Origin of the sequence: Amycolatopsis cynarae (assembly GCF_026802195.1) — a bacterium.
Lineage (GTDB): Bacteria > Actinomycetota > Actinomycetes > Mycobacteriales > Pseudonocardiaceae > Amycolatopsis_E > Amycolatopsis_E rhizosphaerae.
Window position 1 is genome coordinate 1,132,149 of record NZ_CP113836.1, and the last position, 22,138, is coordinate 1,154,286.

The window sequence follows — 22,138 nt, forward strand, 5'->3', positions numbered from 1 at the left end:
TGGCGGTTTCGTCAGCTGTGCACGTGCAGTGGCTTTCCGGCCAGGGCAAGGTGCGCTTCGCCGAGGGCCTCGGTCTGGGTCGGGTGGGCGTGGATCAGCGGAGCCACGTCCTCCGGGAAGGCCTCCCAGTTGTAGATCAACTGGGCTTCGCCGATCAGCTCGCCGACGCGATCCCCGACCAGGTGCAGGCCGACGACCGGCCCGTCCGGCGCCTTGATCAGCTTGACCGCGCCCGAGGTCTTGAGGATCTGGCTCTTGCCGTTGCCGGCGAGATCGTAGGTGAAGGTGGTGACGCCGGTGCCGTACTTCTCCTTGGCCGCGCTCTCGGTCAGGCCGACCGAGGCCACCTCGGGATGCGAGTAGGTCACGCGGGGGATGCCCGCCTCCTCGATCACCCGCGGCTCAAGCCCGGCGATCTCTTCGGCGACGAAGATGCCCTGGGCGAACCCGCGGTGCGCCAGCTGCAGGCCGGGGACGATGTCGCCGACCGCGTAGACGTTCGGCAGGTTCGTCCGCAGGCGCTCGTCGGTGAGCACGAAACCGCGCTCCATCCGCACGCCGGCTTCCTCGTAGCCGTGGCCGGCCGTGTTGGGGCCGCGCCCCACCGCGACGAGCAGGAGGTCGGCTTCGAGGGTCTCGCCGGATTCCAGCGAAACGCTCACGCCGTTCTCGTCCTGCTTGGCGCCGGTGAACTTCACCCCTGTCTTGAAGGCGATCTTGCGGCGGCGGAAGGCCCGCTCGAGCTGCTTGGAGGCGAACTCGTCCTCGTTGGGCACGAGCCTCGGAAGCGCTTCCACGATCGTCACGTCCACCCCGAAGGAGGCCCAGACGCTGGCGAATTCGACGCCGATGACGCCGCCGCCGAGCACGACCACCTTTTCCGGGATGTAGTCCAGGGTCAGTGCGTCGTCACTGGCGATGATCCGGCCGCCCAGCTCCAGCCCCGGCAGGGTGCGGGAGTAGGAGCCGGTGGCCAGGATGACGTTCTTGCCGGTGTAGCGCTGCCCCTCCGCCTCGACGGTGGTGCCGCCGACGAAGGTGCCGGTGCCCTCCACGATGGTCACCTTGTGGGCCTTGGCCAGGCCCTGCAGTCCCTTGTAGAGCCGCGAGATGACCGCGTCCTTGTACTTGTGGACACCGGCGATGTCGATGCCCTCGAGCGTGGTCTTGACCCCGAACTGCTCGCCCTCGCGCGCGGTGTCGGCGACCTCCGCGGCGTGCAGCAGCGCCTTCGTGGGGATGCACCCGCGATGCAGGCAGGTCCCGCCCAGTTTGTCCTTCTCCACCAGAACCACGGAAAGGCCCAGCTCGGCGGCGCGGAAAGCGGCGGCATAGCCGCCCGATCCGCCACCGAGTATCACTAGGTCGGGGCCAGCGTCGGTCACGTCAGTTCTCCTCGAAGAGCTCGGTTGGCGATGCTCGTCTCGTATCGCCTCAACGTTGTATTACGTCTCGACGCTCATCATCTTGTCACTAGGGACTTCGCTGGTGCGACCGAGGCGGTAGTGCCGGTGACCACACGTCCGGCCGCGCTGCGATCACCGGAATAATGGCGGGCGAAGTCGATCGGAGATGGGGGTGGTCCGGGTGGGCCTGTTCGACTCGCTGCGCAGGAAACGCAGGCCAGGGAGGCTGCGTGGGCCCAATCAGGGCGACACACGTCATCTCGGGGAATGGGCGGACAGCCGTCGCGGCGTCGAGGCCTATGTGGAACCGAAGACGACGGTCACCGACACCACTGTCGTACTCGTCGCCCACGACGGGGAGTGGACCCGGCGCCGCATCGGCAGCCTCGACGCCGCCCAGCAATTCGGCCGCAAGCGCGGCATTCCCGTTTATGAAGTGACGAAGGTCGGCTACCCCAGGCGCATGCGCGAATACACTCAGCGCCAGAAGCGCGCCCAGGGCTGACCCGCGTGGGCCGTGAAGGGGCCCTTCACGGTCGAAACGACTGTGAAGGGACCCTTCACGGCAAAGGTCCTCAGCCCTTGTCCGCGATGTCGGCGAGCACGGCGGCGATGGTCCGCACCGGGACGCCGGTGCCGCCCTTGGCCGTGTAGCCGTACGGCCCGCCCGTGTTGAAGGACGGGCCCGCGATGTCGATGTGCGCCCAGGGAAGGCCGTCGGCGACGAACTCGCGCAGGAAGATCCCGGCGGCGAGCATGCCGCCCCACCGATGCCCGGTGACGTTGGCCAGGTCGGCCAGGCGCGAGTCGAGGTCGCCGCGCAGCTCCTCCGGCAGCGGCATCGGCCAGCCGCCTTCGCCGGTGGCCTGCGCGATCGCCGCGACCCGGTCGCGGAACTCGTCGGAGCCCATGATCCCGGCGGTGCGGTTGCCCAGCGCCACCACCTGCGCACCGGTCAGGGTGGAGGTTTCGATGAGGTAGTCGGGGGAGTCTTCGGCCGCGCGCACCATCGCGTCCGCGAGCACGAGGCGGCCCTCGGCGTCGGTGTTGAGCACCTCGACGGTCTTGCCGCCGTACATGCTCAGCACGTCCCCGGGGCGGTAGGAGGTGCCCGACGGGAGGTTCTCGGCGAGCGGGATGGTGGCGGTGACCTCCAGCGGGTACTTGAGTTTCGCCGCGAGCACGACCGACGCCAGCACCGCGGCCGCCCCCGACATGTCGGAGGTCATCTGGTCCATGTTGGCCGCGGGCTTGATCGAAATACCGCCCGAGTCGAAGGTGATGCCCTTGCCCACCAGGGCGATCTTCTTGGCGGGCTTGGCCGCGCGGTAGCTCACCCGCACCAGCCGCGGCGGCCGGGCGGAGCCGCCCCCGACGCCGAGGATGCCGCCGAAACCCTTGCGCTTCAACGTCTTTTCGTCCAGCACCTCGAAGTCGAGACCATGGGCCTCGGCGAGTTTGCGTGCCCGGTCGGCGAAGGAGGCGGGGAACAGGTCGTTGGGCGGGGTGTTGATCAGGTCCCGCGCGATGATCACCGATTCGGCGATCGAGGTGGCGGCCTTCAGCGACGCCTTGTGCGCCCGCGAAGTGCCCTCGGCGGGCTGGACGAAGTCCACCGCGGCGAGCGGCGAGTCACCGGGCTCGGACTTGTACTGGGTGAACTTGTACGCGCCCAGCGCGGTGCCTTCGACGGCCGCGTTCAGGTCCAGCTGGGAGAGGAGGAACAGGGCGCGCGCGGTACCGGACAGCGCGCGCGCGGCGGCACCGGCGGCGCGGCGGACCTGCTCGGCGGTGACCGAACCGTCCGCGCCGGCCTTGCCGAGACCGACGGCCAGCACGAGACCGGCGGTGAGCTTGCCCAGCGAGGGCAGCTTCACGGTCTCCTCGGCCTTGCCGCTGGCACCCAGCGTGGACAGCGTGCTCGCCAGCTGCCCGTCGAACGCCGCGTCCACCGCTTCCGTCCCCGGCGCGAGGAGCAGCCCCTCCTCGCCCTGCAGCGTGCCGATCACCACCACATCGGCCCGGCTCTTGCCCAGCCCGGCCTCGGTGCTTTCGTACAGGGCAAACTTCGGCACGGTCACTTTTGGCTCCTCGCGCGCTCGTCGTGGTGATTGTGAGCCATGCTAATGACCGGGGCCGGAACGGAGAAAGGCAGGTGGCGGGCGTGCGGCTGGGTGCCGGGTTGCTGATCGCGCTCGCCGCGGGTGCCGCCGCCGGCGGTTGGTGGCTGCTCGCCGGAGCGGTGCTGGCCGGAGTGCTCGCGGCCTGCGTTCCCGAGCCCGCGCCGGAACTGGAACGCGCACGGAAGATCCCGCTGGCCCCGGCTGCGGGCCTGGCCGCGCGAGTGGGTCTGCTGCCGGTCTTCGGTTCGGTGTTCGGCGCCTATCTGGTGCCGGAACACCGGGCGCCGGCCGCCGCGGCGATGGTGCTGGTGGTCACCGCGGCCGCCCTGCCGGGCAGGTCGCTGCCGCGGTTCGTGCGGGCCTGGCTGCTGGGCATCGTGCTGGTCGCCGGGGCCGGGCTGGTCGCGTTGTGCGCCGCCATCGCGCCGGAACGCGGGACCGGCACCGGGCCGGGGCCGCTCGGCATGTTCGCCGCCGCGGCGGTGCTGTTCCCGCTGCTGTCCCGGCGCGGCGCGAAACCTTCCTGGTGGGAGGCCGGTGCGGTGGCCGCCACGCTCGCCGTGTGCGCCGGGGCGTTGTACCAGCTCGGCCCGGTGCGCCTCGGCCTGTCCCCGGCCCCCGTCCGGGACCTGCTGGCCGCGGTGGACGGCCGTCCGCTCCTACCGCTGCTGGCCGCGGTGGTCGTGATCGCGACGGTACCCGCGGCCTTCGGCGAGCTCGCCGCGATCCGCACCCGGTTCCGTGGCTGGCCGGAGACGCTCGCGTGCGGGGTGGCCGGTGCCGCCGGGGCCGCGCTGCTGGCACCGGTGCCCGCGCTGCTGCTCGCGGCCGCGCTGGCGCTAATCGAGGTGCTGGTGACGGCCCTGCTCACGCTGTCGGTGCGCAGGCGAGACCTCCGCGCGGTGGTGAGTGCGGCGCTGGCCGTCACGCTGCTGGCCTGCCTCCCGGCGTGGTACCTGCTGCCCGCCCTCGTCGTGATCGCGCTGGCGCTGCTCGCTAGTCGGCCAGCAGGAACGACAAAACGGTGAACGCCGCCGCCGCGACGGTGAGGACGACCAGGCCCTTGACCGGTACCTGGCGGGGCACCATCCGGCCGCCGAGCACATGCCGCCACCAGACCAGGCCGAGGGCGACCGCGATCAGGCCGAGCACGATGCCGAGGGCGTTGCCCAGCAGGAGGTAGACCAGCAGCACCAGTACCCCGGCGGAGTAGGTGAGCAACGCGGGGACCAAGAAGGTCCGCAGGTCGGCGGCCTTCGCGCGGGAGACGCTTTTTCCGGTCACCCCGGCATCCTAGGGGAGGAGGGATTCTCGGACGTCCAACTAAGGGATATCCTGCTCAGATGACAATCTCGACGCCGTTCACCAGTATCCCGCACCCGTCTCCCGCGTCCGCGGAGCGTGTAGCCGAGGTACTGGCGAACCCGGGCTTCGGGAAGTTCTTCACCGACCACATGGTGACCCTCCGTTTCGACACCGAGCGCGGCTGGCACGACGGGCAGGTCCGCCCCTACGAACCGCTCGTGCTCGATCCGGCGACCTCGGTGCTGCACTACGCCCAGGCGATTTTCGAGGGACTGAAGGCCTACCGCCAGCCGGACGGTTCGATCGCGGCGTTCCGTCCCGATGCCAACGCCAAGCGGTTCCGCGACTCGGCGCGCCGCATCGCCATGGCGGAGCTGCCGGAGGAGCTGTTCATCGAGTCGCTGCGCCAGCTCATCGCCGTCGACGAACGCTGGGTGCCCACCACCGAGGGCGAAACCCTGTACCTGCGGCCGTTCATGATCTCCACCTCGGTGGGGCTCGGCGTGAACGCGCCCGCCAGCGAGTACCTGTACACGGTCATCGCCTCGCCCGCGGGCAGCTACTTCAGCGGTGGTGTCAAGCCGGTGAGCGTGTGGCTGTCCACCGAGTACGTGCGTGCCGCCCCGGGTGGCACGGGTGCGGCCAAGTTCGCGGGCAACTACGCCGCCTCGTTCCTCGCCCAGGCCCAGGCCGTCGAGCAGGGCTGCGACCAGGTGGTCTGGCTCGACGCGGTGGAGCGCCAGTGGGTCGAGGAAATGGGTGGTATGAACCTGTTCTTCGTGTTCGGTTCCGGCGCCGAGGCCCGGGTGGTCACGCCGGAGCTGAGCGGCTCCCTGTTGCCGGGCGTGACCCGGAGCTCGCTGCTGGAGCTGGCACGGAACTTCGGGCACCAGGTCGAGGAGCGGCGCATCTCCACCGAGGAGTGGGAGAAGGCCGCCCTTTCCGGTGAGCTGACCGAGGTGTTCGCCTGCGGGACCGCCGCGGTGATCACCCCGGTGGGCCGGGTCAAGCACAACGACGGTGAGTTCACCATCGGCGGTGGCGAGCCCGGCGAGCTGACCATGAAGCTGCGTGCCGAACTCACCGGCATCCAGGAGGGCACCCGCCCCGACCCCCACCACTGGATGCGCACGCTGTCCTGACCGGGCCACGATCGTTTCGGAGCGACCACCGCCCTTCACGGCGCGGCGTCACGGCTGGACGGGTGGCGTGACTCCGGCTTCTTCGTAGGTGGCCACGTCGGTGAGCAGGCGTACCGCCATCGTCAGGACCGGCAGTGCGGTGAGCGCGCCCGCGCCCTGGCCGAGCCGGATGTGCAGGTCCAGAACCGGCTCGAGATCCAGGTGTTCCAACGCCAGCCGGTGCGCCGGCTCGGCGCAGCGGTGCGCGGCGAGCCACCACGAGCGGGCACCGGGGGCGAGTTCCTCGGCGACCAGTGCGGCGGCGGCCGCGGCGAGCCCGTCCAGCAGTACCGGCGTGCGCCGGATCGCGGCCTGGGCGAGGAAACCGGTCATCGCGGCCAGATCGGCGCCGCCGGCGGTGCGCAGGAGCGCGACGGGGTCGGCGAGGACGGCCCTGGCCCGCCGCAGCGCGTCGCGGATCGCGGCAGCCTTGCGCATCCAGGCCGTGTCGTCGATGCCGGACCCGCGCCCGACCACCGCGACGGGTTCGCTGCCGGTCAGCGCGGCGATCAACACGGACGACGGGGTGCCGACGCCGACGCCGAGATCCCCGGCGACGAGCAGGTCCGCCCCAGCGTCGATTTCGGCGTCGGCGAGGGCGATTCCGGCGCGCAGGGCGGCGATCACCTCGTCGCCGGTGAGCGCGTCCTCGATGTCGATCGAGCCGGATCCCTGGCGCACCTTGAATTCCGCCACCGGGGTTTCGCCGTTCACGGCGAGGTCGGCTACGCGAAGGCCGGCGCCGGCGACCGCCGCCAGCGTGCCCGGCACGCCGCCGCCGTCCAGTAGCGCCCGTACGAGCTGGGCCGTCGCCTCCGGCGGATAGGCCGACACGCCCTTCGCCGCGATGCCGTGGTCCCCGGCGAACACGACCACGCGCGGCCGGGCGAACGGCCGGGGCGGGCACGTGCCCTGGCACGCGGCTACCCAGGCTCCGAGCTCTTCCAGCCGGCCCAGCGAGCCGACGGGTTTGATCAGCGTCGCGTGCCGCCTCAGCGCCTCGGCGCGGGCCGGTTCGTCGGGCTGGGGGACGGCGGCGAACTCGAGTTGACTCACGCGGTCAACCTAGCGGGGCTCCTCCGGCACCGGCAACGCCCCGCCCACCGGCGGGGTCACCGTGTCCCGAGTGTCGCGAATGGACGGTTCGACGAGCGGAACATCCCTGCCCGCAGGGGAAAACGGCGCCCCGGCATGTACCGCCGCTGCCGTGCGGCCGCCGGGGGAGCGGTCCGTATGATTCCGGTTGTGAGTGCGGGGCAGCGGCGGCAGGCAGACGGCATTCCCCACGCCGCCGGTGTGGTGCTCGCCAGTGGTGCGGGCACCCGCGTGGGCGCCGGGATCAACAAGGTGTACCTGCCGCTGGCGGGGCGCCGCCTGGTTTCGTGGTCACTGGCCGCCTTCGCCCGGGTCCCCGCGGTCGGCACACTCGTGCTGGTCACCCGCCCCCAGGACGCCGACCTCGTCGATTCGGTGCTCGACCGGGAGGTCGGCGGGGTCGAGGTCGAGGTCGTCCACGGCGGGCAGACACGGCAGGAATCCGAACTGAACGCGCTGCGCCACCTGGCCGACCGCATCGGCCGCGGCGTGGTGGACGCGGTGCTGCTGCACGATGCCGCCCGGCCGTTGCTCAGCCCGGAGCTGATCACCGGAGTGCTGCGGTGCGCCCGGGAGCACGGGGGCGCCATCCCCGGCCTGCCCGCCGACGATCTCCGCGCGATCGGCGCGGACGGCGCGTCACTGGGCGAGGCGCCGCCCGGCACCGTGATCCGCGCGCAGACCCCGCAGGGCTTCCGCGCCGCGCCCCTGCTGGAGGCCTACGAACGCGCCGCGCGTGAGGGTTTCGACGGCACGGACACCGCATCGGTGATGGAGCGGTTCTCGGCACTGCCGGTGCACTGGGTCCGGGGGGAGCAGCAGAACTTCAAGGTCACCTACCCGCACGATCTGATCGTCGCGGAGCGGGTTCTCGAGGCGCAGCGCGTTCAGGACCCCGGCGGGGCAGCCGCCGGGGTCCCCAACGGTCAGTAGCGCGGGCTCTGGGTGTGGCGCGGGTCGTCTTCGACCACGCCCAGGAGCACCGTGTCGATCTCGGTGAGCAGGTCGGCCTCCAGCTTCACGCCCGCGGCCTTGACGTTCTCGTGGACCTGCTCGGGCCGGGAGGCGCCGATGATCGCCGACGAGACGTTCGGGTTCTGCAGTACCCAGGCCACGGCCAGCTGGGCGAGCGACAGCCCGGCCTGCGCGGCGAGCGGCTCCAGTCGCGCGACGCGCTCCAGGACGTCGTCCTGCAGGAAGCGCTTGACGAAGTTCGCCCCGCCCTTCTCGTCGGTGGCCCGGGAACCCGCGGGCGGCGGCTGGCCCGGCCGGTACTTGCCGGTGAGCACGCCCTGCGCGATGGGCGACCAGACGATCTGGCTGATGCCCTCACGCTCCGAGGCGGGCACGACCTGCGGTTCGATCACCCGCCACAGCATGTTGTACTGCGGCTGGTTGGAGATGAACGGCACGTTCAGTTCGCGCGCGATCGCGGCGCCGCGGGTGATCTCCTCCGCGGTCCATTCGGAGACCCCGATGTAGAGCACCTTGCCCTGGCGGACCAGGTCGGCGAAGGCGAGGAAGGTCTCCTCCAGCGGCACGCTGTGGTCGAACCGGTGGGCCTGGTAGAGGTCGATGTGGTCGGTCTGCAGGCGCTTCAGTGAAGCGTGGCAGGACTCCATGATGTGCTTGCGGCCCAGCCCGCGGTCGTTCGGGCCACCGGGGCCGGTGGGCCAGAACACCTTCGTGGCGATCTCGAGGCTTTCCCGCCGCTGCCCCGCGAGCCCCCGGCCGAGCACGGATTCGGCGGCGGTGTTGGCGTAGACGTCGGCGGTGTCGAAGGTGGTGATCCCGGCGTCCAGTGCGGCCTTGATGCAGGCCTGCGCCTGGTCTTCCTCGATCTGTGAGCCGTGGGTGAGCCAGTTTCCGTAGGCGATCTCACTGACGGACAGGCCACTACGGCCGAGACGGCGAAACTCCATGCCGTCACCCTAGACGCAATTCTTTCGCGTTGCTAACTACTGGTCCCGCCCGGCGCTCAGTCGACCTTGTCGCCGGGCTTCACGCGCGGCTTGGGCAGCCGCAGCTTGCGGAGCTGACTCGCCCGGACGAACGCGTACCAGCCGATCGAACCGCCCCGGACGGTCTCCTTCGGGAACTTCGCCCGCACCTGCCTGGTGATCCGCCGCCCCGACAGGACGCCCTCGACCGCCATCGCGAGCAGCAGCAGGGTGGTCGCCAGCGTCGCGTAGGACCGGACCAGCTCGTAGGGCACCAGCAGCGAGACGAACACGAGGATCGCCAGCGGCATGAACAGGCCGAGCAGGTTGCGCCGCGAGTCGACCAGGTCCCGCACGTAGGCCTTGACCGGGCCCCGGTCCCGGGCGGGCAGATACCGGTCGTCCCCGGCGGCGTAGCCCTCCCGTTGCGCCTGGATCTTGGCGCGGCGCTCGTCCTTGGACTGCGGATTGGCCTTGCGCAGCTCGCGGGCGCGCTTCATCGCCTCCCAGGTGCTGCGCGGCGCGGCCTTGACCGGACCGCGGCGCTTGCCCTCGGCTTCCCGGCGCTTCGGGGTCGCCCGGCCCTTGCCCGGCGTGTACCCCTTCTTGTGAGATTCGACGCTTTCGGGCGCCTCGGCGGCCTCGGTCGCGGGGCTGTCCTCGGTGGTGGTGCTGCTGCGGCGTAAGAACCTCACACGGGCAGGATATTCCAGGCGCTACCGCCGGTGTTCAGCTGGGCAAAAGATGTGCGACGATGGAAGGGCCACGGCAGGGAACAGAACAAGTATGTGGGTTGTTGACCTCGTATCGGAGGCACCCCGCACCCATTACGAGCAACACCTGAGGGAGAGCCATGACGACCGCTGAGACCGGCGCCCAGCAGACCGAGGCCACCCACGGCGTGACCTTGACCGACTCCGCCGCTGCCAAGGCGAAGGCCCTGCTCGAGCAGGAGGGCCGCGACGACATGCACCTGCGCATCGCCGTCCAGCCGGGTGGCTGCGCCGGGCTGCGCTACCAGCTGTTCTTCGACGACCGTGAACTGGACGGCGACCTGTTCCGCGACTTCGACGGCCTGCGCGTGGCGGTGGACCGGATGAGCGCGCCCTACGTGCAGGACGCGGTGATCGACTTCGTGGACACCATCGAGAAGCAGGGTTTCACCATCGACAACCCGAACGCCACCGGCTCCTGCGCCTGTGGCGACTCGTTCCACTGAGGTTCCGCCGAGGCAGCGGCGGGGACGCCCGCAATGAACGCGCGAACGGGCACTGGCCGGGTACGACCCGGCCGGTGCCCGTTTCGTTTGCGCGGCTCAGGCGAACTCGTCGAGATCCGCGACCTGGGCGTGGGTGCCCTCGTCGACGGTCCACGAGCGCGGTGCGGGCGGCCGCGGGGTGGCTTCGCGCCGCCGCCGCAGCTCCTGCGGAATGTCGGCGCAGTCGCTGATCAGCTCGTTCAGGCTTTCGGCTTCGGCTGGGATGTGCAGGCTGGTGTTCACGTCCGCGACGCTAGGGCTCGCGCGGGCGCGGCGACACCCTTACCAGACGGTAGGGTGCGGTGCTCGGCGCGGATTTACCCCCGACGGGCGATGACTGGCAAGTAACTTGGAGTCGAAGCCGAGTCGAGAGCAGGGAGCATTCGTGACAGGCAGTGCCGGAATCGAAGCCGGAACCGGAGCCGGGGACGAAGCCAGGATCGCGGTGTCGGGCAGCATCGCGACCGACCATCTCATGCACTTCCCTGGCAGGTTCGCCGAGCAGTTCATCGCCGAACAACTGCACCGGGTGTCGCTGAGCTTCCTCGCCGACGACCTCGTGGTGCGGCGCGGCGGCATCGGGGCGAACGTGGCGTTCGGGCTGGGCGTGCTGGGCATCCGGCCGTTGCTGGTCGGGGCCGTGGGTGAGGACTTCGCCGACTACCGTGCCTGGCTGGAGCGGCACGGCGTGGACACTTCGGGGGTGCTGGTCTCCGAGGTCGCGCACACCGCGCGATTCGTCTGCACGACCGACGAGGACCTGTGCCAGATCGCCACCTTCTACGCGGGTGCCATGGCCGAGGCACGCAACATCGAGCTCAAGCCGGTCGCCGACCGGGCCGGCGGCCTCGGCCTCGTGCTGATCAGCCCCGACGACCCCGAGGCGATGCTGCGGCACGCCGACGAATGCCGCCAGCGCGGGTACGAGTTCGCGGTCGACCCCTCCCAGCAGCTGGCCCGGATGGACGGCGAGCAGGCACGGGCGTTCGTGACCGGCGCGAAGTACCTGTTCAGCAACGACTACGAGTGGGAACTGCTGCGGCAGAAGACCGGCTGGGCCGAGCAGGACGTCCTCGACCGGGTCGGCCTGCGCGTCACCACCCTCGGCGAGCACGGCGTCGAGATCGTGTCCGCCGACGGCCTGTCGATCAAGGTCGCCGCGGTGCCCGAACTGGCCAAGGCGGACCCGACCGGGGTCGGCGACGGCTTCCGCGCCGGTTTCCTCGCCGGGCTGCAGCGTGGTCTCGGCTTCGAGCGCGCCGCCCAGCTCGGTTCCCTGATCGCGGTCCTGGTGCTGGAAACCGTCGGCACCCAGGAATGGCAGCTGGACTGGGCGAGCGGGCTCAAGCGTCTCGGCGAGGCCTACGGTCCCGACGCCGCCACCGACATCGCCGCCGCCTTCGGCGTCTGACGCAACGCGGCCGTGAGGGGTCCTCTTACGGCGAAGGCCCTCCTCCCGGTCGGGAGGAGGGCCTTCGTGCACATCGGCTGGTGTCAGATCTTCACCGGGTAGGCGGGCTCGGGCACCTCGGGCTTGATGCGGTGCTCGACGAAGATGCCGTGCCACAGCATGAACACCACCAGTGCCCAGATCCGGCGGCTGTGGTCGAGCGGGCCCGTCCGGTGCTCGTCCAGCATCCGCAGCACCGCCTGCTTGTCCAGCAGAGCGTCGGTCTGCGACTCGACGATGATGCCGCGCGCCCAGTCGTACATCTCGTCGCGCAGCCACAGCCGGATCGGGACCGGGAAGCCGAGTTTGCGCCGGTTGATCACGTGCGCGGGCACGATCCCCTCCAGCGCCCGGCGCAGCGCGTACTTCGTGGTCTCCTTGGTGATCTTCTCCTCGAGCGGGATCCCGGCCGCGACCTTGAACACCTCGGCGTCGAGGAACGGCACCCGCAGCTCCAGCGAGTTCGCCATGGTCACCTTGTCCGCCTTGACCAGGATGTCGCCGCGCAGCCAGGTGAACAGGTCCACGTGCTGCATGCGGGCCACCGGGTCCCAGCCGGCCGAGGTGCGGTAGTGCTCGGCCGTGACGTCCTGGTGCCCGACGCGCTCGGAGAACGTGCGGAGCACGCCCTTGAGCTGGTGGTCCAGGAAGATCCGGGCGTTGCCGTAGTAGCGGTCCTCCAGCTTGAGCGCGCCGCGGCGGAGCAGGTCCTTGCCGCGGGTGCCCTCCGGGATGCGGTCGGAGACCTTGCCGAGCAGCTTCCGCACCCCGCCGGGCACCTTCTCGAACGGCGCGAGCGACAGCGGCTCACGGTAGATCGTGTAACCGCCGAAGAGCTCGTCCGAGCCCTCGCCGGAGAGCACGGCCTTGACGTGCTTGCGGGCCTCGCGCGCGATGAACCACAGCGGCACCAGCGCCGGGTCGGCCACCGGGTCGTCCAGGTACCAGACGATCAGCGGCAGTGCGTCCATCATCTCCTGTGCCGAGACCGTGCGGATCACGTGCTTGACGCCGATCGCCGCCGCCGACTCCGCGGCGACGTCGACCTCCGAGTAGCCCTCGCGCTCGAAACCGGTGGTGAACGCGATCAGGTTCGGGTTGAGCTCCTTGGCCAGCGCGGCGATCGCGGTCGAGTCGATGCCGCCGGAGAGGAAGGAGCCGACGGTGATGTCCGGGTCGGCGATCATGTGCTTGGCCACCGAGTCGCGCATCACGTCCGCGATCCGGTCGTACAGCGCCTTCTGCGCCGCGGGCCCGTGCACCGGGCGGGCGGTGAACTGCGGGAAGAAGTAGCGCTCGCTCGTCAGCTGCCCGCCGGGGGAGACGGTGAACGAGGTGCCCGACTCGATCCGCCGGATGTCGGTGTGCAGCGACTCCGGCTCCGGCACGTACTGCAGGGTCAGGTAGTGCTGCAGCGCACGCGTGTCCAACGTCTCCTTCGTGCCGAGCACCTCGGAAAGCTCCAGGAGGCTCTTCTTTTCGCTGGAGAACGCGGTCCCGCCCGGTCCCGCCGCGTAGTAGAGGGGCTTGATCCCGAACGGGTCGCGGGCGCCGTAGAGCACCTTCTCGTCGGCGTCCCAGAGCAGGAAGGCGAACATGCCGCGTAACCGGCCGACCGCGTCGGGGCCCCAGTAGTGATACGCCGCGACGATCGCCTCGCCGTCGCCTTCTGTGGCGAATTTCGCATCGTGTTCGGCGATGAGCTGTTCCCGCAGCTCACGGTAGTTGTAGATCTCCCCGTTGAAATTGAGGGTGTAGCGCCGCGGCGACTCCGGCGGACCCCAGATCAGCGGCTGGTGGGAGTGCTCCACGTCGATGAACGCGAGCCGGTTGAATCCGTAGACCACCTCGGCATCGGCCCAGGTGTCGGTCTCGTCCGGACCCCGGTGGCGCTGGCAGCGAAGGGCGGCCCCCACCGCGTCACGGGCTTTTACCGCCTCATTCTCACTGGCACAGATGAGTCCGAGCAGGCCGCACACGTGTTCTCACACACCTCAAGGTCGTGTCGGATAATGAGAGCCCAAGTATGCGCGGGTCAGCTCTCCACGAACGGTTACCCCTTGGTCAGCGGGGACTCCCAACTCAGCTAGGCTCGCCGCTGTTATGCCAGAACACGAGGAGGCCTGGGTTGAAGAGGGTCGGTAAAGTCGCCGCACTGGCCGGGCTCGTCGCTCTGTTGGCGACCGGGTGCTCCGGTGACGAGGTGCTGCGATTCGGCTGGCCGGTGGGTGTCACCGAGCAAGCCGACAAAATGCGATGGTTGTGGACCTGGTCCGTCGTCGCCGCGCTCGTCGTCGGCGTCATCGTGTGGGGCTTGATCTTCTGGTCGTCCGCCTTCCACCGCAAGAAGAAGAACGCGGACCCGACGGACCTGCCCCGCCAGTTCCAGTACAACGTGCCGCTCGAGCTGTTTCTTGTCATCACCCCGCTGGTGATGGTCTGCGTGCTGTTCTTCTTCACCGCGACCACGGAAAGCCAGGTGCTGGACAAGAAGTCCAACCCGGACGTCACGGTCAGCGTGACCGCGTTCCAGTGGAACTGGGAGTTCGACTACCCGAAGGAAGCCAAGGACGCGACCGGGCAGACGATCAAGACGGTCGGCAGCTCCAGCGAGATCCCGCTGCTGGTCGTGCCGGTCGGCAAGACCATCCAGTACGAACTGCGTTCGACCGACGTCATCCACTCCTTCTGGGTGCCGGAGTTCCACTTCAAGCGCGACGTCTTCCCGTACCCGGAGAAGAACAACCAGGACAACTCGTTCCAGAACACCATCGACCGTCCCGGCTCGTTCGTCGGCCGCTGCGCCGAACTGTGCGGCGCCTACCACTCGATGATGAACTTCGAGGTCCGTGCCCTGCCGCAGAACCTGTACGCCCAGTACATTCAGCTGCGGACGCAGATCAACCCGGCCACCGGGGTGCCCAACACCGCCGCCGAGGCGCTGGCCGCGATGAACTGCGGCGAGCTGTGCACGCCGCACGCGGTGACCACGGAGCCGTTCAACACCAACCGCACCGCGCGCACGGCCAGCGGCTGATCGAGCCGGTCGGCAACGTCGAGTGTTTGGCACAAGAGTGAGGACAGCTTCATGAAGGTCGAAGCCCGGATTTTCGACATGGTCACGGCGTTTGCCTTCTTCATCGCCATCGTGTACGGCGTGGCCACCTACCTGTGGAGCGGCCACGGCGTGGAACCGGCCGGCCTGGTTGCGCTCCTGCTGACCGGTGGCCTGTCCCTGATCGCGGGCAGCTACATGCGGTTCGTCGCGCGCCGGATCACCTCCCGTCCGGAGGACCGTGAAGATGCCGAGATCAGTGACGGTGCCGGTGAGCTGGGCTTCTTCAGCCCGGGCAGCTACTGGCCGATCGCGGTGGCCGGGGCCGCGGCCTTCACCGGCATCGCGCTCGCGTTCTTCCACATCTGGATGATCATCACCGGTGCCGTGCTGGTGCTCATCGCCGTCGGAGGGCTGGTCTTCGAGTACCACACCGGCCCCAACCACGAGTAGGAACCCAAGCCGGAAAAACGCAACGGCCGGGTGCTTCCCCAGGAAGCGCCCGGCCGTTTCGCTGTGTATGGGGGCCGCGGGGCCGCCGATGGGCCGGTAGCGGGCACGGAAAGGCCCGCACGTCCTTCAAGGAGGTGCGGGCCTTTGCCCGGCGCTGTGCCCGCGTCAGCGGAAGGCGGCCCAGCGGGCCAGCACCTCCGAGGCGGCACCCGAATCGATCGACTCGGCGGCACGGTCGAGCGCGGCCGAGAGGTCGTCGTGGAGGGAGCCGGAGAACCCGGCGTGCGCGGCGAGCGCGCCCGCGGCGTTGAGCAGGACCGCGTCCCGCACCGGCCCCGGCTTCCCGGCGACGAGTTCCCGTACGACCTCGGCGTTGACCTGCGGGCTTCCGCCGCGCAGGTCCTCGGCGGTGGCCCGCGCGATCCCGAGCGCGGCCGGGTCCAGCGTCGCGCGGCGCACCTCGCCGTCGGAGACCACCAGGACCGTGCTCGTGGTGGTGGTGGTGATCTCATCGAGACCGTCGTCACCTCGCACCACGAGCGCGGTGGCGCCACGGCGGGCGAACACCCGGGCCAGGACGTCGATCTTGTCCGGATAGGCGCAACCGATCAGCCCCGCGGACGGCTGGGCGGGATTGGTCAGCGGGCCGAGCAGGTTGAACGTGGTCGGCACGCCGAGCTGGCTCCGGGGCGGCCCGGCGTGGCGGAAGCCGGGGTGGAACACCGGGGCGAAGCAGAAACCGATGCCCAGTTCGGCCACACACCGTTCGACCCGCTCGGGTGGCAGGTCGATCGCCACCCCGAGGGCCTCCAGTACGTCCGCGGCACCGGACTTGGACGAGGCGGCCCGGTTGCCGTGCTTGACCACGGGCACCCCGGCCCCGGCCACCACCAGTGAGGACATCGTGGAGATGTTCACCGAGCCGGAACGGTCGCCGCCGGTGCCGACGATGTCGACGGCGCGGGCGGCGACTTCGATGCGGCGGGCGTGCGCGAGCATCGCCGCCGCCAGGCCGGAGATCTCCTCGGGCGTCTCGCCCTTGACCCGCAGGGCCACGGCGAAACCGGCGATCTGGGCGGGGGTGGCCTCCCCGGACATCACCTGGTCCATGGCCCAGGAGGTGTCGTCTTCGGTCAGGTCGGTGCCGGCGATGAGCTGGTTGAGCAGGGCGGGCCAGGTCTGAGCGTTCATCTGCCGGTCACGCGCGCACTGCCGGGACCCGCTGGTTCCGCAGCACGTCCGCGACGGTCTCCGCCGCGGTCAGGGGGTCGAGCGGGTGCACGAGGACGGCGTCGGCCTGGGACCAGGTGGCCAGCCAGCGGTCGTCCTTGCGCCGGACCGCGACCACGATCGGCGGGCAGTCGGAGATCTCGTTCTTCAGCTGGCGGCACAGGCCGATGCCGCCGGTGGGCTGGGCTTCGCCGTCCAGGATCGCCAGATCGATCCCGCCCTCGTCCATTTCGGAGAGCACATCGGCGACCCCGGCGGCCTCGACGTACTCCACGCGGGCGAGGTCGGCGGCGGGACGCAGGCCCACCGCGTTGGTGATCGACTCCCGGACTTCCGCCCGGTGGCTGAACACCAGGATCCTCATCGGCTGCTCGGTCACGTCAAGCCTCCGCCTTCGTTGCCGTACTGGTGGTCCTGATGCTAGTCCCAGCGGCGCAAATCACCCAGGACCTGTGCCGGTTGTCGCGTTCGTCAGGCTTCCGGCGAGGGTTGCAGCGCGTCCCAGCCGAGCGAGTCCCCGCCGAGTCGCTGGGCGAGGCCCGCCATCCGGGAGCGTTCCTGCGCGCAGTGCAGGGCGTCGAGCTGCTGCACGCGCAGCGCGTGCAACTGGACGAAACCGCTGTTCAACACCTCATCGGCGGCGTATTCACCGGCCATGGGGCGCAGTTCCCAGCCGTCCTGCGCCAGCAGACCGGTGGCTTCGGCCACCTTGTCCCCGGGCAGCCGGAGGTGGTGCCGGAGCACCGCGGGCCGGTCGGCGGCCAGCAGGTGTGATCTCGCCAGCACCGCCGAATCCGCTTCCGCGATGTCGAAGGCTTCGGCCACCACGGACAGTCCGGGGGTGTCCGTGGTCAGCACCTGCTCCGGAGCCTTTCTCAGCAGGTCACGCAGTCGGTCGAGCAGTTTCATCAGCGATCTTCACCCTCCGCGTTCGTTCGTCCGGCCAACCCGCGCGGCGACCCGACCGGGCGAGCCGCTTTGCCGGAGGACATAATGCGACTCGTGACAACGGCAGCTCCCAACATCAGCCAGCGGGTGCACTCGCTGAACCGGCCGAACATGGTCAGTGTCGGCACCATCGTGTGGCTCTCCAGCGAGCTCATGTTCTTCGCCGGGTTGTTCGCGATGTTCTTCACGGTGAAGGCGCAGAACTCGAGTGGTCTCTGGCCCCCGATCAACGCCGCCACCGGCGAGCCGATTCACCTGGACATCCCGTACGCGCTGCCCTTCACCATCATCCTGGTGGCGTCGTCGTTCACCTGCCAGTTCGGTGTGTTCGCCGCCGAGCGGGGGGACGTGTACGGGCTGCGCCGCTGGTACGTGCTGACGCTGATCATGGGTGCCATCTTCATCGCGGGTCAGGCCGGTGAGTACACCAAGCTGATCAGCGAGGGCGTCACCATCCCGTCGGGCGCCTGGGGCACGGTCTTCTTCCTGGCCACCGGGTTCCACGGGCTGCACGTGATGGGTGGGCTTATCGCGTTCGTGTTCCTGCTCATCCGCACCAAGCTGAGCAAGTTCACGCCCGCGCAGGCGACCTCCGCGATCGTCGTGTCCTACTACTGGCACTTCGTCGACATCGTGTGGGTCGGTCTGTTCGCGGTCATCTACATCATCCCCTGATCGCACAGCCCCTCCCGAACTCACCGAACAGCAAGGGTTGCCGCAAGATGACCACCACCAACAAATCCTCCGAGCGCCGCTTCCGCGCGCGCACGAAGCTGCGGAGGCGCTTCGCCGGTGCGCTCGCACTGGCGGTCGCGCTGGTCGGCGCCGGCGCCGCGTACGCCGTCTTCGTGCCCAAGGCGCAGACCGCGCAGGCGCAGGAGGAATCGGCGCAGCTGCGGCTGGGCCAGCAGGTGTACAACAACACCTGCATCACCTGCCACGGCGCGAACCTGCAGGGCGTGCAGGACCGCGGGCCCAGCCTCATCGGTGTGGGCGACGCGGCGGTGTACTTCCAGACTTCCTCCGGCCGGATGCCGATGGCCCGGCAGGAGGCACAGGCCCAGCGCAAGCCGCCGAAGCTGACCCCGGAGGAGATCGACGCGGTCGGCGCCTACATCCAGGCCAACGGTGGCGGTCCGGAACGCCCGGCGGAGACCGGTGCGGCCCTGCGGGGCGGCGACCCGGCCCGCGGTGGTGAGCTGTTCCGGCTCAACTGCGCGTCGTGCCACAACTTCACCGGGCGCGGCGGTGCGCTCTCGGCCGGCAAGTACGCGCCGAACCTGGACCCGGCCAGCGAGGACCAGATCTACACGGCGATGCTGACCGGCCCCCAGAACATGCCGAAATTCTCCGACCGCCAGCTCACGCCGGAGGAGAAGAAGGACATCATCGCTTACATCAAGTCGGTGTCCGACGGCAACAACAACCCGGGCGGCAACGGGCTGGGTGGCTTCGGCCCGGCGTCCGAAGGTGTCATCGCGTGGATCGTGGGTATCGCCGCTCTGGTCGGCGTGACCTTGTGGATTGGATCGAGGGCATGAGTAGCAGCGGCACCGAGGGGCCCGACAACACCCTGCCGTCCGAGGCCGAACTGGCGGAGATGAGCCGCGACGAGCTGGTCAAGCTCGGCGGCAAGCTCGACGGGGTCGAGCTCGTCGACTATCCCGAACCGTGGCCCGTCAAGGGCACCCGGGCGGAGAAGCGCGCCGAGCGGATCGTGGCGCTGTGGTTCACCATCGCCGGACTGGCGGGCCTCGCCTTCGTGGTCGGCCTGATCTGGTGGCCGTGGCAGTACAAGGCGCCGGGCGAGAGCGGCACCTTCCTGTACTCGCTGTACACCCCCGTCCTCGGCGTGACGCTGGGCCTGACCATTCTCGGTCTCGGCATCGGCGTGCTCCTCTACACCAAGAAGTTCATTCCGCACGAGCTCGCGGTGCAGGAGCGGCACGACGGCAACGGCGAGGGCTCGGCGGAGATCGATCGGAAGACGATCGTCGCGCACCTGGAGGACGCGGGTGCCCGCAGCACCATCGGCCGCCGTTCGCTGGTCAAGCGCAGCATGGGTTTCGCGGGCGGTGCGCTGGGGCTCGGGCTGATCGGGCTGCCGGTCGCCTCCTTCATCAAGGACCCGTGGAAGGACAGCGACAACGAGAACTCGTTGTGGCACACGGGCTGGCTGCCGAAGCACCCCGGTGAGGTCGTCTACATGCGGCGCAACACCGGCAAGCCGGGCGAGATCAGCCTGGTGCGCGTCGAGGACCTCGACGGCGGGGCGATGGAGACGGTCTACCCGTTCCGCGAGTCCGAGCGGGGTGACGAGGAAGCCCTCGCCGCGGCGTTCCTGCGGTCCGACAACCCGGTCATGCTGATCCGCCTGCGCCCCGAGGACGCCGCCAAGGTCGTCAAGCGCAAGGGCCAGGAGGACTTCAACTTCGGCGAGTACTACGCGTACACGAAGGTCTGCAGCCACGTCGGTTGCCCGACCTCGCTGTACGAGCAGCGGACCAACCGCATCCTCTGCCCGTGCCACCAGTCGCAGTTCGACGCCCTGCACTACGCGAAGCCGATCTTCGGCCCGGCGACGCGTGCGCTGGCTCAACTTCCCATTACGGTGAACGACGAGGGATACTTGGTCGCGCGCGGCGACTTCATCGAGCCCGTGGGACCGGCCTTTTGGGAGCGCAAGTCATGAGTTCACTCACCACGCCGACCAAGGGGGCGGGGCTGCTGCAACGGCAGCTCGCCGAGGCCGGAACAAACATGGACCAGCGGTACCGCCTGTCCAAGGGCCTGCGGCACCAGATGAACAAGGTCTTCCCGACCCACTGGTCGTTCCTGCTCGGGGAGATCGCGCTCTACAGCTTCCTCATCCTGATCCTGTCGGGCGTCTACCTGACCTTGTTCTTCGACCCGTCGATGGCCGAGGTCGTCTACCACGGCAGCTTCACGAACCTCCAGGGCGTTCCGATGTCCCGGGCGTTCGCGACCACCCTGGACATCTCGTTCGACGTGCGGGGCGGCCTGTTCGTGCGCCAGGTGCACCACTGGGCCGCGCTGTTGTTCGTCGCGGCGATGATGGTGCACATGTTCCGGATCTTCTTCACCGGAGCGTTCCGCAGGCCGCGTGAGGCCAACTGGGTGATCGGCGCGCTGCTGCTGATCCTCGGTATGTTCGAGGGCTTCTTCGGATACTCGCTGCCGGACGACCTGCTCTCCGGTACCGGTATCCGCGCCACCCTGTCCGGCATCATGCTGTCGGTCCCGGTGATCGGAACCTGGCTGCACTGGGCGCTGTTCGGTGGCGAGTTCCCCGGCAACGAGATCATCCCGCGCCTCTACACGATCCACATCCTGCTGCTGCCCGGCATCATGCTGGCGCTGGTCGGCGCGCACCTCGCGCTCGTCTGGTACCAGAAGCACACGCAGTTCCCCGGCGTGCGGCGCAAGGAGACCAACGTCGTCGGCATCCGGATCATGCCGGTGTTCGCGCTCAAGGGCGGCGCCTTCTTCGCGCTGGTCACCGGTGTGATCGCGCTGCTGGCCGGCGTCTTCCAGATCAACCCGATCTGGAACATCGGCCCGTACAACCCCTCGCAGGTGTCCGCCGGTTCGCAGCCGGACTGGTACCTGGCCTGGGCGGACGGCCTGCTCCGGATCTTCCCGGCCTGGGAGCTCTACCTGGGCCGCTACACGGTCCCGGCGGTGTTCTTCGCCGGTGCGGTGTGGATGCCGATCCTGTTCGTGCTGCTGATCACCTACCCGTTCATCGAGCGGAAGCTGTCCGGCGACACCGCGCACCACAACCTGTTGCAGCGGCCGCGGGACGCGCCGGTCCGCACCAGCCTCGGCATGATGGCGCTGGCGTTCTTCGCGGTGATCGAGGCCTCGGGCTTCAACGACATCATCGCCGACCAGTTCGACATCTCGCTCAACGCGACCACCTGGGCCGGCCGGATCGGCGTGCTGCTGGCGCCCCCGCTCGCCTACTTCGTCACCTACCGGATCTGCCTGGGTCTGCAGCGGGCCGACCGCGAGGTGCTGGAGCACGGCATCGAGACGGGCATCATCAAGCGCCTGCCGCATGGTGAGTTCATCGAGATCCACCAGCCGCTGGGCGGGGTGGACGACCACGGCCACGCGATCCCGCTGGAGTACCAGGGCGCGTCGGTGCCGAAGAAGATGAACAAGCTCGGCGCCGCGGGTCGTCCGCTGCCCGGCACCCTGCTGGCTCCGGACCCCGTCGAGGAGACCGCGGCGCTCGAGCGCGCCAAGGGCCACGGCGAGGTGCCTGCCGGCTGGAAGACGCCGGAACAGCCGTAACACGGTGTGAAAAGAAGGGGGCCCACTGCGGTGGGCCCCCTTCTTCGTGTTCCGCGGTCAGTCTGCGTCGTCGGCGCCGATGGCGAAGGCCCGGTCGGTGTCCGCGGTGGAGTAGGAGCGGAACGCGATGTGGGTGTCGGTGTCGATCACCCCTGGTACCCGGCCGATCCGGCCCGGGATCAGGTCGGCGAGTTCTTCGTGCGTGTGCACCCGGACCATCGCGATCAGGTCCACGTCGCCCGCGCACGAATACACCTCGGAGACGCCGTTGATGTCCGCGATCGCCTGCGCGGTCTCGGGAATGCCGTCCGCCACGGCATGAATCAGCACGAACGCGGTGATCACTGTGTCCTCCTCGGTGAGAGTTCCGGCAG

The 22,138-nt window shown here is 69.5% G+C and carries 24 protein-coding genes; 12 read left to right on the top strand and 12 right to left on the bottom strand.

Features of this window, described 5'->3' with window-relative positions:
• Positions 1–11 precede the first annotated feature (11 nt).
• On the bottom strand, positions 12–1,385 hold the full coding sequence (gene lpdA / locus ORV05_RS05560) for a dihydrolipoyl dehydrogenase (RefSeq protein WP_268757376.1): 1,374 nt from the start codon (positions 1,383–1,385) through the stop codon (positions 12–14).
• Positions 1,386–1,578: 193 nt separating this feature from the next.
• Between lpdA and ORV05_RS05565 the strand changes: the two genes are divergently transcribed.
• Positions 1,579–1,911: an oxidoreductase gene (locus ORV05_RS05565; protein WP_268759710.1), complete on the top strand. Its 333-nt coding sequence runs from the start codon at positions 1,579–1,581 to the stop codon at positions 1,909–1,911.
• 70 nt (positions 1,912–1,981) lie between these two features.
• On the opposite strand, the gene ORV05_RS05570 is transcribed toward ORV05_RS05565, so the two are convergent.
• Positions 1,982–3,487: a leucyl aminopeptidase gene (locus ORV05_RS05570; protein ID WP_268757377.1), complete on the bottom strand. Its 1,506-nt coding sequence runs from the start codon at positions 3,485–3,487 to the stop codon at positions 1,982–1,984.
• Between the two features lie 74 nt (positions 3,488–3,561).
• Between ORV05_RS05570 and ORV05_RS05575 the strand changes: the two genes are divergently transcribed.
• Positions 3,562–4,557: a hypothetical protein gene (locus tag ORV05_RS05575; RefSeq protein ID WP_268757378.1), complete on the top strand. Its 996-nt coding sequence runs from the start codon at positions 3,562–3,564 to the stop codon at positions 4,555–4,557.
• On the opposite strand, the gene ORV05_RS05580 is transcribed toward ORV05_RS05575, so the two are convergent.
• The gene (locus ORV05_RS05580; protein ID WP_144592056.1) at positions 4,526–4,813 is read right to left on the bottom strand and encodes a hypothetical protein; all 288 of its coding nucleotides are present in this window, start codon (positions 4,811–4,813) and stop codon (positions 4,526–4,528) included. The two genes, ORV05_RS05575 and ORV05_RS05580, sit on opposite strands and share 32 nt — an antisense overlap.
• 59 nt (positions 4,814–4,872) lie before the next feature.
• Here ORV05_RS05580 and ORV05_RS05585 point away from each other — a divergent pair, with 59 nt between their 5' ends.
• The gene (locus tag ORV05_RS05585) at positions 4,873–5,976 is read left to right on the top strand and encodes a branched-chain amino acid aminotransferase (RefSeq protein WP_268757379.1); all 1,104 of its coding nucleotides are present in this window, start codon (positions 4,873–4,875) and stop codon (positions 5,974–5,976) included.
• 48 nt (positions 5,977–6,024) lie between these two features.
• Here the strand turns inward: ORV05_RS05585 and cobT are convergent, their stop codons facing one another.
• Positions 6,025–7,071, bottom strand: coding sequence for a nicotinate-nucleotide--dimethylbenzimidazole phosphoribosyltransferase (gene cobT / locus ORV05_RS05590; RefSeq protein WP_268757380.1), 1,047 nt, complete (start codon positions 7,069–7,071; stop codon positions 6,025–6,027).
• 189 nt (positions 7,072–7,260) lie between these two features.
• On the opposite strand from cobT, the gene ORV05_RS05595 reads away from it, so the two are divergent.
• Positions 7,261–8,043 (top strand): IspD/TarI family cytidylyltransferase, encoded by a 783-nt coding sequence (locus ORV05_RS05595; protein WP_407652696.1) that lies wholly within the window; start codon positions 7,261–7,263, stop codon positions 8,041–8,043.
• On the opposite strand, the gene ORV05_RS05600 is transcribed toward ORV05_RS05595, so the two are convergent.
• Positions 8,037–9,032, bottom strand: coding sequence for an aldo/keto reductase family protein (locus tag ORV05_RS05600; RefSeq protein WP_144587351.1), 996 nt, complete (start codon positions 9,030–9,032; stop codon positions 8,037–8,039). The genes ORV05_RS05595 and ORV05_RS05600 overlap by 7 nt on opposite strands.
• A gap of 56 nt (positions 9,033–9,088) precedes the next feature.
• The gene (locus tag ORV05_RS05605; protein ID WP_268757382.1) at positions 9,089–9,745 is read right to left on the bottom strand and encodes a DUF3043 domain-containing protein; all 657 of its coding nucleotides are present in this window, start codon (positions 9,743–9,745) and stop codon (positions 9,089–9,091) included.
• A gap of 158 nt (positions 9,746–9,903) precedes the next feature.
• Here ORV05_RS05605 and ORV05_RS05610 point away from each other — a divergent pair, with 158 nt between their 5' ends.
• On the top strand, positions 9,904–10,269 hold the full coding sequence (locus ORV05_RS05610; RefSeq protein ID WP_144587349.1) for a HesB/IscA family protein: 366 nt from the start codon (positions 9,904–9,906) through the stop codon (positions 10,267–10,269).
• A gap of 96 nt (positions 10,270–10,365) precedes the next feature.
• Here the strand turns inward: ORV05_RS05610 and ORV05_RS05615 are convergent, their stop codons facing one another.
• Positions 10,366–10,551: a hypothetical protein gene (locus ORV05_RS05615; protein WP_268757383.1), complete on the bottom strand. Its 186-nt coding sequence runs from the start codon at positions 10,549–10,551 to the stop codon at positions 10,366–10,368.
• A gap of 232 nt (positions 10,552–10,783) precedes the next feature.
• Between ORV05_RS05615 and ORV05_RS05620 the strand changes: the two genes are divergently transcribed.
• Positions 10,784–11,719 (top strand): carbohydrate kinase family protein, encoded by a 936-nt coding sequence (locus ORV05_RS05620; protein WP_268759711.1) that lies wholly within the window; start codon positions 10,784–10,786, stop codon positions 11,717–11,719.
• A gap of 83 nt (positions 11,720–11,802) precedes the next feature.
• Here ORV05_RS05620 and asnB read toward each other — a convergent pair whose 3' ends face one another.
• A complete protein-coding gene (gene asnB / locus ORV05_RS05625) occupies positions 11,803–13,737 on the bottom strand; it encodes an asparagine synthase (glutamine-hydrolyzing) (RefSeq protein WP_268757384.1) in 1,935 nt (644 codons plus the stop codon).
• A 47-nt stretch (positions 13,738–13,784) separates the two neighbouring features.
• Here asnB and ctaC point away from each other — a divergent pair, with 47 nt between their 5' ends.
• Together ctaC and ORV05_RS05635 are read left to right on the top strand one after the other, a co-directional pair.
• The gene (gene ctaC / locus ORV05_RS05630) at positions 13,785–14,795 is read left to right on the top strand and encodes an aa3-type cytochrome oxidase subunit II (RefSeq protein WP_268757385.1); all 1,011 of its coding nucleotides are present in this window, start codon (positions 13,785–13,787) and stop codon (positions 14,793–14,795) included.
• Positions 14,796–14,846: 51 nt separating this feature from the next.
• Positions 14,847–15,266: a cytochrome c oxidase subunit 4 gene (locus tag ORV05_RS05635; protein ID WP_144587345.1), complete on the top strand. Its 420-nt coding sequence runs from the start codon at positions 14,847–14,849 to the stop codon at positions 15,264–15,266.
• Positions 15,267–15,431: 165 nt separating this feature from the next.
• Here ORV05_RS05635 and trpD read toward each other — a convergent pair whose 3' ends face one another.
• The 3 genes from trpD to ORV05_RS05650 all read right to left on the bottom strand — a co-directional run bounded on the left by trpD (position 15,432) and on the right by ORV05_RS05650 (position 17,405).
• Positions 15,432–16,457: an anthranilate phosphoribosyltransferase gene (gene trpD / locus ORV05_RS05640; RefSeq protein ID WP_268757386.1), complete on the bottom strand. Its 1,026-nt coding sequence runs from the start codon at positions 16,455–16,457 to the stop codon at positions 15,432–15,434.
• Positions 16,458–16,464: 7 nt separating this feature from the next.
• Positions 16,465–16,875: a response regulator transcription factor gene (locus tag ORV05_RS05645; RefSeq protein ID WP_144587343.1), complete on the bottom strand. Its 411-nt coding sequence runs from the start codon at positions 16,873–16,875 to the stop codon at positions 16,465–16,467.
• 92 nt (positions 16,876–16,967) lie between these two features.
• Positions 16,968–17,405, bottom strand: coding sequence for a hypothetical protein (locus tag ORV05_RS05650; protein WP_268757387.1), 438 nt, complete (start codon positions 17,403–17,405; stop codon positions 16,968–16,970).
• 84 nt (positions 17,406–17,489) lie between these two features.
• Here ORV05_RS05650 and ctaE point away from each other — a divergent pair, with 84 nt between their 5' ends.
• The 4 genes from ctaE to qcrB are packed head-to-tail and all read left to right on the top strand — an operon-like array spanning position 17,490 to position 21,764.
• On the top strand, positions 17,490–18,119 hold the full coding sequence (gene ctaE / locus ORV05_RS05655; RefSeq protein ID WP_144587341.1) for an aa3-type cytochrome oxidase subunit III: 630 nt from the start codon (positions 17,490–17,492) through the stop codon (positions 18,117–18,119).
• Between the two features lie 47 nt (positions 18,120–18,166).
• Positions 18,167–18,985, top strand: coding sequence for a cytochrome bc1 complex diheme cytochrome c subunit (qcrC, locus tag ORV05_RS05660; protein ID WP_268757388.1), 819 nt, complete (start codon positions 18,167–18,169; stop codon positions 18,983–18,985).
• Positions 18,982–20,136 (top strand): cytochrome bc1 complex Rieske iron-sulfur subunit, encoded by a 1,155-nt coding sequence (gene qcrA, locus ORV05_RS05665; RefSeq protein WP_144587339.1) that lies wholly within the window; start codon positions 18,982–18,984, stop codon positions 20,134–20,136. The genes qcrC and qcrA overlap by 4 nt, the downstream gene beginning before the upstream one ends.
• Positions 20,133–21,764, top strand: a complete 1,632-nt coding sequence (gene qcrB / locus ORV05_RS05670; RefSeq protein ID WP_326938120.1) for a cytochrome bc1 complex cytochrome b subunit — start codon at positions 20,133–20,135, stop codon at positions 21,762–21,764. Before qcrA ends, qcrB begins: the two co-directional genes overlap by 4 nt.
• A 57-nt stretch (positions 21,765–21,821) precedes the next feature.
• On the opposite strand, the gene ORV05_RS05675 is transcribed toward qcrB, so the two are convergent.
• Positions 21,822–22,109 (bottom strand): Lrp/AsnC family transcriptional regulator, encoded by a 288-nt coding sequence (locus ORV05_RS05675; protein ID WP_144587337.1) that lies wholly within the window; start codon positions 22,107–22,109, stop codon positions 21,822–21,824.
• Positions 22,110–22,138 lie beyond the last annotated feature (29 nt).

Coding starts and splice junctions, on each gene's coding strand:
- ORV05_RS05585 (WP_268757379.1), top strand. CDS start 4,873: ATGACAATCTCGACGCCGTTCACCAGTATCCCGCACCCGTCTCCCGCG.
- ORV05_RS05600 (WP_144587351.1), bottom strand. CDS start 9,032: ATGGAGTTTCGCCGTCTCGGCCGTAGTGGCCTGTCCGTCAGTGAGATC.
- ORV05_RS05610 (WP_144587349.1), top strand. CDS start 9,904: ATGACGACCGCTGAGACCGGCGCCCAGCAGACCGAGGCCACCCACGGC.
- ORV05_RS05620 (WP_268759711.1), top strand. CDS start 10,784: ATGCACTTCCCTGGCAGGTTCGCCGAGCAGTTCATCGCCGAACAACTG.
- ctaC (WP_268757385.1), top strand. CDS start 13,785: ATGCGCGGGTCAGCTCTCCACGAACGGTTACCCCTTGGTCAGCGGGGA.
- ORV05_RS05635 (WP_144587345.1), top strand. CDS start 14,847: ATGAAGGTCGAAGCCCGGATTTTCGACATGGTCACGGCGTTTGCCTTC.
- trpD (WP_268757386.1), bottom strand. CDS start 16,457: ATGAACGCTCAGACCTGGCCCGCCCTGCTCAACCAGCTCATCGCCGGC.
- ORV05_RS05650 (WP_268757387.1), bottom strand. CDS start 17,405: ATGAAACTGCTCGACCGACTGCGTGACCTGCTGAGAAAGGCTCCGGAG.
- ctaE (WP_144587341.1), top strand. CDS start 17,490: ATGCGACTCGTGACAACGGCAGCTCCCAACATCAGCCAGCGGGTGCAC.
- qcrC (WP_268757388.1), top strand. CDS start 18,167: ATGACCACCACCAACAAATCCTCCGAGCGCCGCTTCCGCGCGCGCACG.
- qcrA (WP_144587339.1), top strand. CDS start 18,982: ATGAGTAGCAGCGGCACCGAGGGGCCCGACAACACCCTGCCGTCCGAG.
- qcrB (WP_326938120.1), top strand. CDS start 20,133: ATGAGTTCACTCACCACGCCGACCAAGGGGGCGGGGCTGCTGCAACGG.